Here is a 13,528-nt window from a genome sequence, read left to right as displayed (position 1 = left end):
GTCAGCTCCGTGCGCGGGTGGAGGCGCCATCGCGGCGGTTGATGTGGCCGCCGCCGCCATTGTCGAGGATGGAGCCCGTCATGAAGCGGGCTTCGTCGGAGCACAGGAACACCACGAGCGCGGCGAAATCCTCCGGCTGGCCGGAGCGGCCGAGCAGCGAGCGCGCGCGGATCGCCTCCGCATAGCCCGGCGGCATGGAGACCAGCGCGCTGCCCTCGGCGAAGCCGGGGCGGGCGGAGTTCACGCGCACGCCGGACGGGCCGAGCTCGATCGCGAAGGCGCGCGTCAGGTATTCCAGCGCGCATTTCGACGCGCCGTAGGGCACGCCGTTGCCGCGGATCACCTCGGCCGCGGCGGAGGTGACGTTGACGATGGAACCGCGCCCCGCCGCCGCCATTGCGCCGCCGATGCCCTGCATCAACCGGAAGGGCGCGCGCGTGTTGACGGACAGGATGCGGTCGTATTCCGCCGGCGTGCACTCCATCAGGGGAATGAAGGGGTAGAGCCCCGCATTGTTGACCAGCGCATGCGGCGCGCCCCCGGCATTGGCCGCGGCGACAAGGCCGTCCAGCGCAGCGTCGTCGGTGAGATCGGCGGCGTGCAGCGTGATGCGGTCGGCGGGCAGGGCGGCGGCGGCCCAGGCGAGCGTCGCGGCGTCGTGGTCGGAGAGCACGCAATGCGCGCCTTCCCCGACGAAGGCGGCGGCAATGGCGCGGCCATAGACGCCGGCGGCGCCGGTGACCACGACCTTCTGGCCGGCGAAGCGCATGGGGACCTCCCTTCGGGTCAGCCAGTTTCCACGTCGCGAGGCGCGCCGCAAGGCAACCCGCGCGCTTGCGGCGCCGGGCCGGGGCGAGCAGTCTTGGCGCCGGCGACCCGCTCGGGGAGGCCCGCTCGGGGAGGAAGGAAGGCAACCATGTCCCAGGACATCACGCGCCGGGCCGCGCTGCTCGGCGGAACCGCCGCGCTCGCCGTGCCGCTGCTGGCGACCGGCACGCACCAGGCGGAAGCGCAGTCGCCCGCCGGCGTCATCGTCATGGCCAAGCAGATCGACGACATCACCAGCCTCGATCCCGCGGAGGCCTTCGAGTACTCGGGCAGCGAGATCATCGGCAACGTCTATCGGAAGCTGGTGACGACGCCGAACTCCGACCCCGCGCGCATCGTCGGCGACCTCGCGGAAGCCTGGGAGACGTCGGACAACCGCAGCTTCGCCTTCCGGCTGAAGCCGGGGCAGAAATTCGCCTCCGGCCAGCCCGTGACGGCGGAGGACGCCGCCTTCTCGCTGCGGCGCGCGGCCGTGCTGAACAAGGCGCCGGCCTTCATCATCAACCAGTTCGGCTTCACGAAGGACAATGCCGAGCAGCGCATCCGCGCGGCCGACCCGCAGACGCTGATCATCGAATGCGCTGAGGCGACGTCGCCGTCCTTCCTCTACTACTGCCTGTCCGCCGCCGTCGGGTCGGTGGTCGAGAAGGCGGCAGTGATGGCGCGCGCGCAGGGCGAGGATTTCGGGAATGGCTGGCTGAAGCAGAACTCGGCGGGCGGCGGCGCCTATGTTCTGCGCGGCTGGCGCGCCAGCGAGAGCGTGATGCTGGACGCCAACCCGAACGCCGATCCGCAGCCGCGCACGCGGCGCATGGTGATACGCCACATGCCCGACGGCTCCGCGCAGCTCCTCGGGCTGCAGCGGGGCGACGTCGACATCGCGCGCAACCTCGGGGCCGATCAGATCACGCAGCTGCGCAGCGACAGCCGCTACACCGTGCTGCCATCGCGCAAGGCGAACCTGCTCTATCTCAGCCTGTCGCAGCGCCACCCGATGCTGGCGAAGCCGGAGGTGCGCCAGGCCATCAAGTGGGCGATCGACTACGAAGGCATCCAGCGCAACATCGTCGCCAACATCTACGATGTGCACCAGGCCTTCCTGCCGGAGGGGCTGCCTGGCGCGCTGACCGACAAGCCCTTCTCCCAGCGCCAGGAGGAGGCGCGGCGCCTGCTGCAGGCGGCCGGCGCGGCAGGTGGCTTCGAGCTCAGCTTCGACTACCCCTCCGCCCCGCCCCAGTCCGATATCGCGCAGGCGGTCCAGGCGAACCTTGCCTCGGTCGGCATCCGGCTGCGCATGCTGCCGGCGGAGCAGCGCCAGGTCATCACCAAGACCCGTGCCCGGCAGCACGAGATGGCGCTGCTTCGCTGGGGGTCGGACTACTTCGACCCGCACAGCAACGCCGAGGCCTTCAGCATGAACCCGGACAACGGCGACAACGCGCGCAACCGCACGCTGGCCTGGCGGGCGAGCTGGGAGATCCCGCAGCTGACGGAGCAGACCGCGGCCGCGGTGCGCGACACCGATGCGGCGCGGCGCGTGGCGACCTACCTGGCGCTTCAGCGCGAACACCAGCAGGTCTCGCCCTTTGTCATCCTGCTGCAGGAAATCGAGGTTGCAGTCATGCGCACAAGCGTTACCGGCCTCGATCTCGGGCCAATGAACGACCGCAACCGCTACTCGGGTATCGCGAAGGGGTGAGTCCCCGGCTGCGGGCCTTCGGGGCGACCCTCGCCACCGTCCCGATCACGCTCTTCGGGCTGGTGCTGGTCACCTTCCTGATCGGGCGCGTGGTGCCGATCGATCCGGTGCTGGCGATCGTCGGCGACCGCGCGCCGCAGGACGTCGTGGAGCGCGCGCGGCTCGAGCTGGGCCTGGACAAGCCGCTGCCGCAGCAATTCGTCCGCTACGTCGAGCAGATCGCGTCGGGCGACCTCGGGCGGTCCGTGATGACGGCCAATCCCGTCACGCAGGACATCGCGCGCTTCTTCCCCGCGACCTTCGAGCTTGCGACGCTCGCGATCATCCTGGCGACGATTGTCGGCGTGCCGCTCGGCGTACTGGCGGCGGTGCGGCAGGGATCCTGGACGGACCAGGCGGTGCGGCTGTTCTGCCTGGCTGGGCACAGCCTGCCGGTCTTCGTGCTCGGCCTGCTGTCGCTGCTGCTGTTCTACGCGAGGCTTGGCTGGGCGCCGGGGCCGGGGCGGCAGGGCATCGCCTTCGACGGGATGGTGGATGTGCGCACCGGCGTGCTGACGCTGGATGCGGCGCTGGCCGGCGAGTGGGAGGCGTTGGGCGACGCGCTGGCGCATCTCGCGCAGCCCGCGGGGGTGCTGGCCTTCTTCTCGCTCGCCTACATCGCACGCATGGCGCGGGCTTTCATGCTGGCGGAGCTGTCATCGGAATACGTGACGACGGCGCGAGCGAAGGGGCTGAGCGAAACGCGCATCATCTGGCGCCACGCCTTCCGCAACATCGCGGTGCCGATGGTCACCGTCCTCGCGCTGACCTATGCCGGCCTGCTGGAAGGCGCGGTGCTGACGGAGACGATCTTCTCCTGGCCGGGGCTTGGGCAATACCTGACGGTGTCGCTGCTGAACGCGGACATGAACGCGGTGCTGGGCGCGACGCTGGTGGTCGGGCTGATCTACGTGGCCCTCAACCTGTTTGCCGACCTGCTGTATCGCCTGCTGGACCCGCGGGTGCGATGAGGGACGTCTCCCTTCGCGACTGGCTGCTGTCGGACGCGCCGGCGTCGCGCGCGCAGGCGAGCTGGGGGCAGGCCTATCAGACCTGGCTGGCCTTCCGGCGCAACAAGCTGGCCGTGGCGGGGCTGGCGGTGGCGCTGGCGATGCTGTTCGTCGCGGTCTTCGCGCCTTGGCTCGCGACGCATGACCCGGGCGTGCAGAACCTCGGCAACCGGCTGAAGCCGCCGATGGCCGGGCATTGGCTCGGCACGGACGAACTCGGCCGCGACATCTGGTCGCGCGTCGCCCATGGCGCGCGGCTGACGCTGGGGATGGTGGTCGCGGTCGTGCTGCTGGTCGCGCCCTTCGGGCTGCTGGTGGGGTGCGCGGCGGGCTACGCCGGCGGCTGGCTCGACCGCATCCTGATGCGCACCACCGACGTCTTCCTGGCCTTCCCGCGGCTGATCCTGGCGCTGGCTTTCGTCGCGGCGATGAAGCCGGGCGTGGAGAGCGCGATCGCCGCCATCGCGCTGACGGCCTGGCCGCCCCCTGCGCGTCTCGCCCGGGCCGAGACGCTGCGCATCCGCGATTCCGACTTCGTCGCGGCGGTGCGGATGCTCGGCGCGTCGCCCTGGCGGATCGTGCTGCGGCATGTGGCGCCGGTCTGCCTGCCGTCGGTTATCGTGCGGGTGACGCTCGACATGTCGTCCATCATCCTGACGGCGGCCGGTCTCGGCTTCCTCGGCCTCGGCGCGCAGCCGCCGCTGCCGGAATGGGGCACGATGATCGCGACGGCGCGGCGATTCATCCTGGAGCAGTGGTGGGTGCCGGTGATCCCGGGGATCGCGATCTTCCTGGCGTCGCTGTCCTTCAACCTGCTGGGCGACGGGCTGCGCGACGTGCTGGACCCGAAGCAGCGATGACGCCGCTGGTCGAGATCCGCGACCTGCACGTTGATTTCCCGGGGCCTTCCGGGCGCGTACCCGCCGTGCGCGGCGTTTCCATCGTCATGGCCCGCGAGAAGCTCGGCATCGTCGGCGAGAGCGGCTCCGGCAAGTCCGTCACCGGCCGCGCGCTGATGCGGCTGCTGCCTCCGCAGGCGCGCGTCGCGGCGCAGGCGCTGCGCTTCGACGGGATCGACGTCGCCGCGGCCTCGGCGCGCGACATGCAGAAGCTGCGCGGCGCGCGGATCGGGCTGATCCTGCAGGATCCGAAGTTCTCGCTGAACCCCGTTATGACCGCGGGCCAGCAGATCGCCGAGGCCTGGGCGGCACACCGGAAGGGCAGCGCGAAGGAGGCGCGCGACGCCGCCTTCGAACTGCTGGAACAGGTGCTGATCCGCGATCCGCGCCGCGTCTACGACGCCTATCCCCACCAGTTGTCGGGCGGCATGGGACAGCGCGTGATGATCGCGATGATGCTCGCGCCGCAGCCCGACCTGCTGATTGCGGACGAACCCACCAGTGCGCTCGACGCCACCGTGCAGGCCGAGATCCTGCGGCTGATCGACCGCCTGGTCTCGGACCGGGGCATGGGGCTGATGCTGATCAGCCACGACCTGCCGCTGGTCAGCCGCTTCTGCGACCGCGTCGCCGTCATGTATGCCGGCCACGTGCTGGAGGAGCTGCCGGCCTCGGAGCTGCACAACGCGCAGCACGCCTACACGCGCGGGCTGCTGGACTGCATGCCGCGGCTGGATCGCGCGGTGGCGCGGCTGCCGGTGCTGGCGCGCGATCCCGGCTGGCTCGCATGATCGAGGTGCAGGACCTCGACGTGCGTTTCGGCCGGGTGCACGCGGTGCGCGGCGCGTCCTTCTCCGTGGCGGGCGGCGAGACCTTCGGCCTGGTCGGCGAATCCGGCTCCGGCAAGTCGACGGTGCTGCGCGCCATCGCGGGCCTGGTCACGGACTGGACCGGCGGGATGGCGATGCAGGGGCGGCCGCTCGGCCGGCGGCGCGACCGCGCCTTCTTCCGCGCGGTGCAGATGGTCTTCCAGGATCCGTACGGGTCCCTGCATCCCCGCCAGACCGTGGACCGCATCCTGTCGGAACCGCTCGCCGTCCACGGCATCCCTGACGCCGAGGCGCGCATCCGACGCGGGCTCGAGGAGGTTGCGCTGCCTCGCGCTGTGCGCTTCCGCTACCCGCACCAGCTCTCGGGCGGCCAGCGCCAGCGCGTGGCGATCGCGCGCGCGTTGATCTCCGACCCCTCAGTCCTGCTGCTGGACGAGCCGACCAGCGCGCTCGACGTCTCCGTGCAGGCCGAGGTGCTGAACCTGCTGGCCGACCTGCGCGGTGCGCGCCAACTCACCTGCATCCTGGTCAGCCACAACCTGGCCGTGGTCGCGCATCTCTGCGACCGGCTGGCAGTGATGCAGCAGGGGCTGATCGTGGAAACGCTAGCCGTGCCCGACCTCCGTGCCGGCCGGGCCGTGCACGAGCACACGCGGGAGCTGATCGCGCTGTCCCGGGATCTGGAGGAGGCGGCGTAGCGCGGGTTGCCCGGGGAGGGTTCGGGAGGGACAGCGTCCCTCCCGAGGGGCAACGGGCGCTACGCCCCCCTCTCCGGATCCCCGAGCCGCCGATACGCCGCGGGGCTCATCCCCGCGCGCGCCGCGAAAAACCGGGAGAAGTAGGCGGGGTCGCGGAAGCCCAGGTCGAAGGCGATCTCCGACACCGACAGGCGTGTGTGGATCAGGTTGCGGCGGGCTTCCAGCATCAGCCGGTCGTGCAGGATGGCCTGCGGTGCCTTGCCCACGGCTTCGGTGCAGGCGGCGTGCAGGCGGTCCGTGGTGACGGCCAGCGCCTTCGCGAAGCGGGCGATGGGCCAGGCCTCGCGCAAATGCGCTTCGACCAGGCGGCGGAAGCGGCGGTGGATCTCGGCGCGCGCGGCGGCGGCGTGCGGCGCGCCGGCCTGGCGCGCGCGGGACCGCAGCAGCCCGACCAGCAGCAGGCGCAGCAGCGCCGTCACCGCGCTGCCCGATCCCGGCAACTCGCCCGCGGCCTCACGCGCCAGCGCCTCCAGCACTGCGCCGGCGTTGAGGTCGATCTGCTCGACCCGCGGCATCGGTCCCGCGAAGATCGATTCCGCGGCCTCGCGCAGCCGCGCGGCTTCGGCGTCGCGCCCAGGGCGCGCGGCGTTCGACTCTCCGCCGATCACGGTCTCCAGCACGTCGGCGCTGACCGAGACGACGATGCCGTCCGTGCCCGGCGTGAAGGAATAGGCATGCACCGCGCCGGTCGGGATCCAGACCAGCCAGGGCGCCTCGAAGGGCTGCTCGATCGCATCCACGCGCAGCACGCCGCCGCCCTGCGTGACCGCCAGCGCCTGGGCGAGATGGGCGTGGCGATGCACGCTGATCTCCCAGTCGTGGGAGGGTGCGCGGGATTGGATGCGCTCGGCATGGACGAAAGTGGTCGTGACCTCCGGCGCCTCGCCGAAGATGCCGATGGAGGGGATTCGGCGCGTGCCCGGACGCATGCGCGAAGGCTACCGCGCCGGCCAGATCCGTCCAAGACTTCACGGCTTGCGTGCAAGGCTTTTCCGTCGCCGCGAAGGCGCCCGCGCGCTAGACAGACGCCTGGAAGCACGGCCCGCCCAGAACCGTGGCCGAGCCCAGGAGGAACCGCCATGACCCGGCCCGGAAAGGTCCAAGTCGCGACGTCGCAGGCCGATCGGGCGGGGCGCTGACATGCGCACCCAGGTCGGCATCGTCGGCGCGGGGCCGGCGGGGCTGCTGCTCTCCCTCATGCTCGCCAGGCGGGGCATCGAGAGCGTCGTCATCGAATCGCGCGACCGCGCGGCGATCGAGGCGACGATCCGCGCCGGCATCCTGGAACGCAGCACGGTCGAGCTGATGGAGGATCTCGGCGTCGCCGGTCGCCTGCACGAGGAAGGCGTGACGCATGAAGGCACCATCCTGCGCTTCGCCGGCCGCAACCACCGCATCGACTTCAAGGCGCTGACCGGGCGCGTCGTCACGCTCTATCCGCAGCACGAGGTGCTGAAGGACCTGATCGCGGCGCGGCTCGCTCAGGGCGGCCCGATCCTGTTCGAGCACAAGGTCACGGCGATCGAGGATCTCGGGACGACGCGTCCCGCCATCCGCTTCCAGGGCCCGAACGGGCCCGATGTCCTGCACTGCGACGTCGTCATCGGCGCCGACGGCTTCCACGGCGTCGGCCGCCAGGCGATCCCGGAGGCGCAGCGCCGGGACTACTCGCGCGTCTATCCCTTCGGCTGGTTCGGCATCCTGTGCGAGGCCCCGATCTCCTCGCATGAGCTGATCTACGCCCGCCATCCCCGCGGCTTCGCGCTGATCAGCAGCCGCACCGCCGACGTGCAGCGCATGTATTTCCAGTGCGACCCCAACGACAGCGTGGACAATTGGCCGGAGGACCGGATCTGGGCCGAGCTGCAGGCGCGCGTCGCCGGCGAGGACGGGTTCAGGCTCAGGGAAGGCCGCATTTTCCAGAAGAACATCGTGCCGATGCGCAGCTTCGTCTGCGAGCCGATGCAGCACGGACGCCTGTTCCTCGCCGGCGACGCCGCGCATATTGTCCCGCCCACCGGCGCCAAGGGGCTGAACCTGGCGGCGAGCGACGTCTGGCACCTCGAACGCGCGCTCGGCGCCTTCTTCGCGGATGGCTCGACCGCGCTGATAGAGGGCTACACCGCGGCTGCGCTGAAGCGGATCTGGCGGTCGCAGCACTTCTCCTGGTGGATGACCTCGATGCTGCACAACTTCCCCGGCGGCAGCGACTTCGACGAGCGGCGGCAGATCGCCGAGCTGGACTTCGTCGCGACCAACCCCTCGGCGGCTGCGGCGCTGGCCGAGATCTATGTCGGGCCGGCCTTTGGCTGAGCCTACCGCTCCACGGCAAGGATGAGAGGACCAGACCCGATGCCCTATGCGAACGAGTTCCACCAACGCGACGTGGATGCCCACCCGCCGGCGCTCACGCCGATCTACAAGACCTCCGTCCTGCGGTCGCCGCGCTTCGCGCTGTGGTCGCTGCAGAACTCGCTGAGCGAGGTGACCGGTCCGGTCTTCGGCCACGACGAGCTGGGTCCGCTCGACAACGACCTCGTGCGGAACTACGCGCATGGCGGCGACCCCATCGGGGAGCGCATCATCGTCCATGGCCGCGTGCTGGACGGCAATGCGCGCCCGGTGCCGAACGTGCTGGTGGAGTTCTGGCAGGCCAACGCCGCGGGCCGCTACCGGCACGCCAATGACCGCTACGAGGCGCCGATAGACCCGAATTTCGGCGGCTGCGGCCGCTGCATCACCGACGGCGAAGGCCGCTACTTCTTCCGCACGGTGAAGCCGGGCGCCTATCCCTTCCGCAACCGCGTCAACGACTGGCGGCCCGCGCACATCCACTACTCCGTCTTCGGATCGGGCTTCGCGCAGCGCCTGATCACCCAGATGTATTTCGAGGGCGACCCGCTGATCCCGCATGACGCCATCCTCGGCACCATCCCCGACCCGAAGGCGCGGGAGAGGCTGGTCGCGAAGCTCGACCTCAACGCCTCGGTGCCGCTGCACACGCTGGCCTACAAATGGGACATCGTGCTGCGCGGCAGTCGCTCCATCCTGTTCGAGAACCGGCTGCAGGGGAACTGAGCCATGACCGCTTCGACGCCCGAGCTCGGCTACCTCCCGGAAACGCCGTCGCAGACCGCGGGTCCCTATGTGCATATCGGCCTGATCCCGAAGCAGGCCGGCTTCGACATCTTCGAGAACAACCTCGGCGAGACCATGGTCACGCCGGCGACGAAGGGCGAGCGCATCCGCATCGAGGGCCGTATCTACGACGGCACCGGCGCGCTGGTGCGCGACGCGATGGTCGAGGTCTGGCAGGCCAATGCCGCCGGCAGCTACGGCCACCCCGCCGACCGCCAGGGCAAGTCGGCCGATCCGGCCTTCCGCGGCTGGGGACGCACGGGCACGCATTTCGAGACCGGCGTGTGGGGGTTCGACACCATCAAGCCCGGCGCCGTCGCCGGCCGCGCGGGGCGGCCCATGGCGCCGCACGTGACCCTCTGGATCACCGCGCGCGGCATCAACACCGGGCTCTGGACACGGATGTATTTCGGCGACGAGGAAGCCGCGAACGCCGCCGATCCCGTGCTGAACATCATCGAGCAACCGGCGCGCCGTCAGACCCTGGTCGCGCGCAAGGAGATGCGCGACGGCAGGCCTGTCCATGTCTTCGACATCCGGCTGCAGGGCGAGGGCGAGACCGTCTTCTTCGATCTCTGACCGGCGCCGGGCGCCCGCCGCTGCCGCGCGGCGGGCGGCATGTTCCGGCGTGACAGCGGTGTGCGCGATCGTCATGTAACGGGCCTCGCGGCGCGCGGGGCGGGGCGCGCATCCTCCCCCCGCGCCCTTGCCGGAGCGCCTTCCGAGGATCCGCGTCATGGCCGACTTCGTCGTCGTCGTCGTGGCTGCCGCGCTGTCGATTCCCGCCGTGCCTGCCGAACGAAGCGCGGCGACCGTCCCACTTTCCGCGCCCACGGTCGGCTTCAGCATCTACCGCGACGCCGCGAGCTGCGAGGCCGCGGTGGCGCGCATGACGCCGCGCGCCGGCACGCGCATGGTCTGCGTACCGGTGGAGCCGCGCGACATGGAGAGCGCGTCGCTGTTCTGACGAGGCCGTAGCGGGCACAGGACTTCGCCTGGTGGAAAGGGCGTCCCGACGGGAAAGCCTGGTGCCGACACCCGGATTTGAACCGGGGACCTACTGATTACGAATGAAGAAATAACATAACAAAAACAGTTGCTTACGAAGGTGTTTCGATGTACAGTTTACAGGATCTAAACTGCACATCGGAGGCGCATTGGAGAAGTCGAGGCATTCAAAGAAGGGAGAGACAATACATATTCGGCGTGGACTAGCGCTGTACCAGACGCACGCGAGTCCATTTTGGTTTGCTCGTATTCGGGACAGCAAGTCGAACCGCTACACGGTGAGGTCGACGAAAGAGACGAGCAGGATCAAGGCTAGGGAGGCTGCTGAGGAGCTGGCAGCGGACTTACTCACGAAGGAGAAGCCTGCTCCGAACAGCTTCCAGTTCACCGTGTTCGCCGAGCGGTTTGAGCGCAAGGCTTCGGCGCTTTCGGCGTCCGGAGAGCGGAACGCCAACTACATGAAGACAGCTGTGTACTGTCTCCATAACGCGGAATGGGGACTGCTACAGCATTTCGCGAAGATGGACATCCGCGAGCTGCGCACACGGCATTGGACAGAGTTTCTCGCGCTGATCACCACACGGCGTCCAGATCTCTCGCCTTCTACGAAAAACACGCTGTCCGCCACGTTTCGCAACGTCATGAAGGTGGCAAGGGACGCAGGCGTCGTCGACGATTTGCCAGCCACCCCCCGCACGAAGCGAAGGGATAACCCTCGCGCCTTCTTCCGCTTTCACCCACTCGTCCCGAAGGAGTGCGATTCGTACAAGCTTCTGCTCGCAGCGGCACAGGAAGCTGCTCGCACCGGGCAAATGGTGCGTGGCACACGGATCACGGATGAACTCTACGACCTGATCCTTTTTATGGCGCACAGCTTCGTCCGCCCCACCGTCAGCGAGCTTTACGCGCTTCGGCACAACGACGTCCAGATTGCTTCTGACCCGAAGCGCCTAGTGATCACCATCCGGAATGGTAAGACGGGCTACCGCGTCGCGAATACAATGCCCGCGGCTGTGACCGTCTACGAACGCATTCTCAAGCGGTACCCGAAAGCGACCGGGGAAGACTTCATCTTCTTGCCGCACCACCGCAATCGCACGACGGGTGCGCGTGTCGTTGCGCGGCAGTTTAACCATGTGCTCACAACGGCTGGATTGAAGCGGGATCCGGCGACGGGTGCAGTTCATACTGTCTACTCGCTGCGCCACACCGCAATCTGCATGCGGATCATTCATAGCGAGGGGCAGGTCAACATCTTCAATTTGGCGAAGAACGCAGGCACCAGCGTTGAGCAGATTGAGCGGTTCTATGCTCGGCACCTTCCGCTTTCGGCGGGGATGGCTCGGAACCTGCAAAGCTTTGGTGGGGCTGTGATTGCGACGTAGCGGCGCACTCCGCTTGGCTTCCAACCGGTCTGCCCGGCTAAACGGGCTGGCACATCCCGTTGTACGGATCCGAAAGTTGTCGCTAGCCTGAAAACCTCGGCAAACGCGAATCGGGCGCGCCTGGCTGCGAATAGGAGAGCGGCGAGTGATTACCGGCATTCTAGAAGAGCTCGTTAAAAAATTAATTCCAGAAGACGCAATCGAAAAAATCATAGCTGCTGTAAAGAACAAAAATGACAGTAAAATTGGCGCAGAGCTCTTCGAGGTCTATCATGGATTTGTGATGGTTCACACTCATGCCATAGAAATTGTATCAGGTCTCCGATTTTTGCATGATCTAGTGTCTCGAAATAGTAAATATAATTATTCTAGATCAAACGTAGTACATCAACTGACCTCATCAATTGAGAGACAAATCTACCGAGTGACCGATCTTCTAAGAAACTTCGAGAACCTCAGCCGCTCAATTAACATCCTGAGTCCGCAAGGATTCAGAGTTATGGAGGCATTCTTAAGTCCGAAGGCGGATCTCTTGAGGCTGTTGATGAAAGCCATTGAACTATCAAGACAGAATGGCGATTCTGCTATATTTACTATCACAGACTCTGATTTCGTCCACTATCTAGAAAATATTTCTAACGGTGATAGGCGGGCTCCTTCTATGTTGAGGGCGCTAGCCTCACGTGAAATCAAGCAAATTACAGATAAGCGCTCAGAGTCGACTGAATTTACCAATCATGGCATTGATTTACCATCGGTGCTGACTGCGTATTTTGCTGGTAGAAGTCCGGAGATACAGCTCGACGCAGTAGGAAAAGCTCTGGATGTCTTTTACCAGGCAATCACTTCACAATTCACAATCCGCGAACTGCTCCCCAGAGTCCATCGAACCGAGAAGTGGGACCGCAATCGCCCCTCCCAGTCTGACAAAATATAGTTAGGCAGCGCTAAATGACCTTTCATATCTTCAGGCGAGAAATCGTGCTGTGGCTGACGGCATAGCTGCGGGCAATTTCCGTCAGGGCTTCCCCGGCATTGCGGCGTGCCACAGCCTCACTTTGCTGATGGAAAGTCAGTTTGGGCTTCCTTCCCATCTTCACGCCGCGAGCCTTGGCACGTTCTCGTCCATCCGATGTCCTGCTGCGGATTAGGTCTCGCTCAAACTCAGCGAGTCCGCCAAGGACCGTCACCATGAGTCGACCGTGCGGTGTAGTAGTGTCAGCCCACGAGTCACTGAGCGACTTGAAGCCTGCCTTCCTCTCAGCGATGCCAGCGAGAATGTTCAGCAGATCGCGCGTGGACCGCGCCAGGCGATCCAGGCGCGTCACGATAAGCACGTCTCCCTCTGCGAGCGCGACCAGCGCCCTTCGAAGTTGAGCCCTATCCGTCTTTGCTCCGCTGGCGGTCTCCCGGAATACCTTCTTGGCGCCCGCAGCCGTCAGCTGCTCCACCTGCGCTTCGACGCTTTGCCCGTCAGTGCTGACGCGCGCATACCCGTATGTTGCCATGAACCTATTATGCACATGATTTCTGCACAAAGAAAGTGAAATCGAATCAGTGAGTTAGATTCTGTGCGAAACTTTTGATATTTGCAGAAGCGAGCCGGAGGATACGGGGGGAACCGAGCCACGAGAGCTGAATCGCGAACGCCTAGTCTCATCGAACGGATCCTAAAAATTGCATGAGGGAAGGCATACCGCGACAGTGTATGCGACGTTCGCACCGCCACATCTCGACTTCAGGCACGTTTTACAAATCTATAATAGCATAACAATACGGCTTGCACGTAGAAGCTAAATATTGTATAATTTAGATCTGTTCTAGTATTTGGAGGCGTTGAAAATGAAGAGTTTAGAAAGTGAGATTAGAGATCTCGTATTGCAATATGGTGAACTGAAAATTCTTCAGTTTCAACTTAATAGAGCCGAGTTGCA

The 13,528-nt window shown here is 66.4% G+C and carries 14 protein-coding genes; 11 read left to right on the top strand and 3 right to left on the bottom strand.

What is annotated here, in order from left to right:
- Window position 1: 1 nt before the first annotated feature.
- Window positions 2-769, bottom strand: a complete 768-nt coding sequence (locus ACLF3M_RS02625; RefSeq protein WP_430655283.1) for an SDR family NAD(P)-dependent oxidoreductase — start codon at window positions 767-769, stop codon at window positions 2-4.
- 147 nt (window positions 770-916) lie between these two features.
- On the opposite strand from ACLF3M_RS02625, the gene ACLF3M_RS02620 reads away from it, so the two are divergent.
- From ACLF3M_RS02620 to ACLF3M_RS02600, 5 genes are read left to right on the top strand one after another with little or no spacing between them, the layout of a single operon-like run.
- Window positions 917-2,527, top strand: a complete 1,611-nt coding sequence (locus tag ACLF3M_RS02620; protein WP_430655282.1) for an ABC transporter substrate-binding protein — start codon at window positions 917-919, stop codon at window positions 2,525-2,527.
- A complete protein-coding gene (locus ACLF3M_RS02615) occupies window positions 2,524-3,537 on the top strand; it encodes an ABC transporter permease (protein ID WP_430655281.1) in 1,014 nt (337 codons plus the stop codon). Before ACLF3M_RS02620 ends, ACLF3M_RS02615 begins: the two co-directional genes overlap by 4 nt.
- Entirely contained in the window at window positions 3,534-4,436 is a 903-nt protein-coding gene (locus ACLF3M_RS02610) for an ABC transporter permease (RefSeq protein ID WP_430655280.1), read from the top strand. Before ACLF3M_RS02615 ends, ACLF3M_RS02610 begins: the two co-directional genes overlap by 4 nt.
- A complete protein-coding gene (locus ACLF3M_RS02605) occupies window positions 4,433-5,266 on the top strand; it encodes an ABC transporter ATP-binding protein (protein ID WP_430655279.1) in 834 nt (277 codons plus the stop codon). The genes ACLF3M_RS02610 and ACLF3M_RS02605 overlap by 4 nt, the downstream gene beginning before the upstream one ends.
- A complete protein-coding gene (locus ACLF3M_RS02600; RefSeq protein ID WP_430655278.1) occupies window positions 5,263-6,003 on the top strand; it encodes an ABC transporter ATP-binding protein in 741 nt (246 codons plus the stop codon). The genes ACLF3M_RS02605 and ACLF3M_RS02600 overlap by 4 nt, the downstream gene beginning before the upstream one ends.
- Window positions 6,004-6,062: 59 nt before the next feature.
- Here the strand turns inward: ACLF3M_RS02600 and ACLF3M_RS02595 are convergent, their stop codons facing one another.
- Complete coding sequence (locus ACLF3M_RS02595; RefSeq protein ID WP_430655277.1) at window positions 6,063-6,992, bottom strand: helix-turn-helix domain-containing protein; 930 nt, start codon at window positions 6,990-6,992, stop codon at window positions 6,063-6,065.
- A 211-nt stretch (window positions 6,993-7,203) separates the two neighbouring features.
- Here ACLF3M_RS02595 and ACLF3M_RS02590 point away from each other — a divergent pair, with 211 nt between their 5' ends.
- The 6 genes from ACLF3M_RS02590 to ACLF3M_RS02565 all read left to right on the top strand — a co-directional run bounded on the left by ACLF3M_RS02590 (window position 7,204) and on the right by ACLF3M_RS02565 (window position 12,531).
- On the top strand, window positions 7,204-8,376 hold the full coding sequence (locus ACLF3M_RS02590; RefSeq protein ID WP_430655276.1) for a 4-hydroxybenzoate 3-monooxygenase: 1,173 nt from the start codon (window positions 7,204-7,206) through the stop codon (window positions 8,374-8,376).
- 39 nt (window positions 8,377-8,415) lie between these two features.
- Entirely contained in the window at window positions 8,416-9,141 is a 726-nt protein-coding gene (gene pcaH / locus ACLF3M_RS02585) for a protocatechuate 3,4-dioxygenase subunit beta (RefSeq protein WP_430655275.1), read from the top strand.
- Window positions 9,142-9,144: 3 nt separating this feature from the next.
- On the top strand, window positions 9,145-9,780 hold the full coding sequence (gene pcaG, locus ACLF3M_RS02580; RefSeq protein WP_430655274.1) for a protocatechuate 3,4-dioxygenase subunit alpha: 636 nt from the start codon (window positions 9,145-9,147) through the stop codon (window positions 9,778-9,780).
- A gap of 157 nt (window positions 9,781-9,937) precedes the next feature.
- Entirely contained in the window at window positions 9,938-10,168 is a 231-nt protein-coding gene (locus ACLF3M_RS02575; RefSeq protein WP_430655273.1) for a hypothetical protein, read from the top strand.
- Window positions 10,169-10,487: 319 nt separating this feature from the next.
- Window positions 10,488-11,594, top strand: coding sequence for a hypothetical protein (locus ACLF3M_RS02570; RefSeq protein ID WP_430655272.1), 1,107 nt, complete (start codon window positions 10,488-10,490; stop codon window positions 11,592-11,594).
- Window positions 11,595-11,739: 145 nt separating this feature from the next.
- The gene (locus ACLF3M_RS02565; protein WP_430655271.1) at window positions 11,740-12,531 is read left to right on the top strand and encodes a hypothetical protein; all 792 of its coding nucleotides are present in this window, start codon (window positions 11,740-11,742) and stop codon (window positions 12,529-12,531) included.
- A 22-nt stretch (window positions 12,532-12,553) separates the two neighbouring features.
- Here ACLF3M_RS02565 and ACLF3M_RS02560 read toward each other — a convergent pair whose 3' ends face one another.
- The gene (locus tag ACLF3M_RS02560) at window positions 12,554-13,102 is read right to left on the bottom strand and encodes a recombinase family protein (protein WP_430655270.1); all 549 of its coding nucleotides are present in this window, start codon (window positions 13,100-13,102) and stop codon (window positions 12,554-12,556) included.
- Between the last annotated feature and the right edge of the window lie 426 nt (window positions 13,103-13,528).

The organism is Falsiroseomonas sp. HW251 (assembly GCF_050563545.1).
Classification (GTDB): Bacteria; Pseudomonadota; Alphaproteobacteria; order Acetobacterales; family Acetobacteraceae; genus Falsiroseomonas.
This window is presented reverse-complemented; position numbering and strand designations above follow the sequence as displayed.

Excerpts from the sequence above, each read along its gene's own strand:
- ACLF3M_RS02625 (WP_430655283.1), bottom strand. The coding sequence starts at position 769 with ATGCGCTTCGCCGGCCAGAAGGTCGTGGTCACCGGCGCCGCCGGCGTC.
- ACLF3M_RS02620 (WP_430655282.1), top strand. The coding sequence starts at position 917 with ATGTCCCAGGACATCACGCGCCGGGCCGCGCTGCTCGGCGGAACCGCC.
- ACLF3M_RS02610 (WP_430655280.1), top strand. The coding sequence starts at position 3,534 with ATGAGGGACGTCTCCCTTCGCGACTGGCTGCTGTCGGACGCGCCGGCG.
- ACLF3M_RS02605 (WP_430655279.1), top strand. The coding sequence starts at position 4,433 with ATGACGCCGCTGGTCGAGATCCGCGACCTGCACGTTGATTTCCCGGGG.
- ACLF3M_RS02600 (WP_430655278.1), top strand. The coding sequence starts at position 5,263 with ATGATCGAGGTGCAGGACCTCGACGTGCGTTTCGGCCGGGTGCACGCG.
- ACLF3M_RS02595 (WP_430655277.1), bottom strand. The coding sequence starts at position 6,992 with ATGCGTCCGGGCACGCGCCGAATCCCCTCCATCGGCATCTTCGGCGAG.
- ACLF3M_RS02590 (WP_430655276.1), top strand. The coding sequence starts at position 7,204 with ATGCGCACCCAGGTCGGCATCGTCGGCGCGGGGCCGGCGGGGCTGCTG.
- pcaH (WP_430655275.1), top strand. The coding sequence starts at position 8,416 with ATGCCCTATGCGAACGAGTTCCACCAACGCGACGTGGATGCCCACCCG.
- pcaG (WP_430655274.1), top strand. The coding sequence starts at position 9,145 with ATGACCGCTTCGACGCCCGAGCTCGGCTACCTCCCGGAAACGCCGTCG.
- ACLF3M_RS02575 (WP_430655273.1), top strand. The coding sequence starts at position 9,938 with ATGGCCGACTTCGTCGTCGTCGTCGTGGCTGCCGCGCTGTCGATTCCC.
- ACLF3M_RS02560 (WP_430655270.1), bottom strand. The coding sequence starts at position 13,102 with ATGGCAACATACGGGTATGCGCGCGTCAGCACTGACGGGCAAAGCGTC.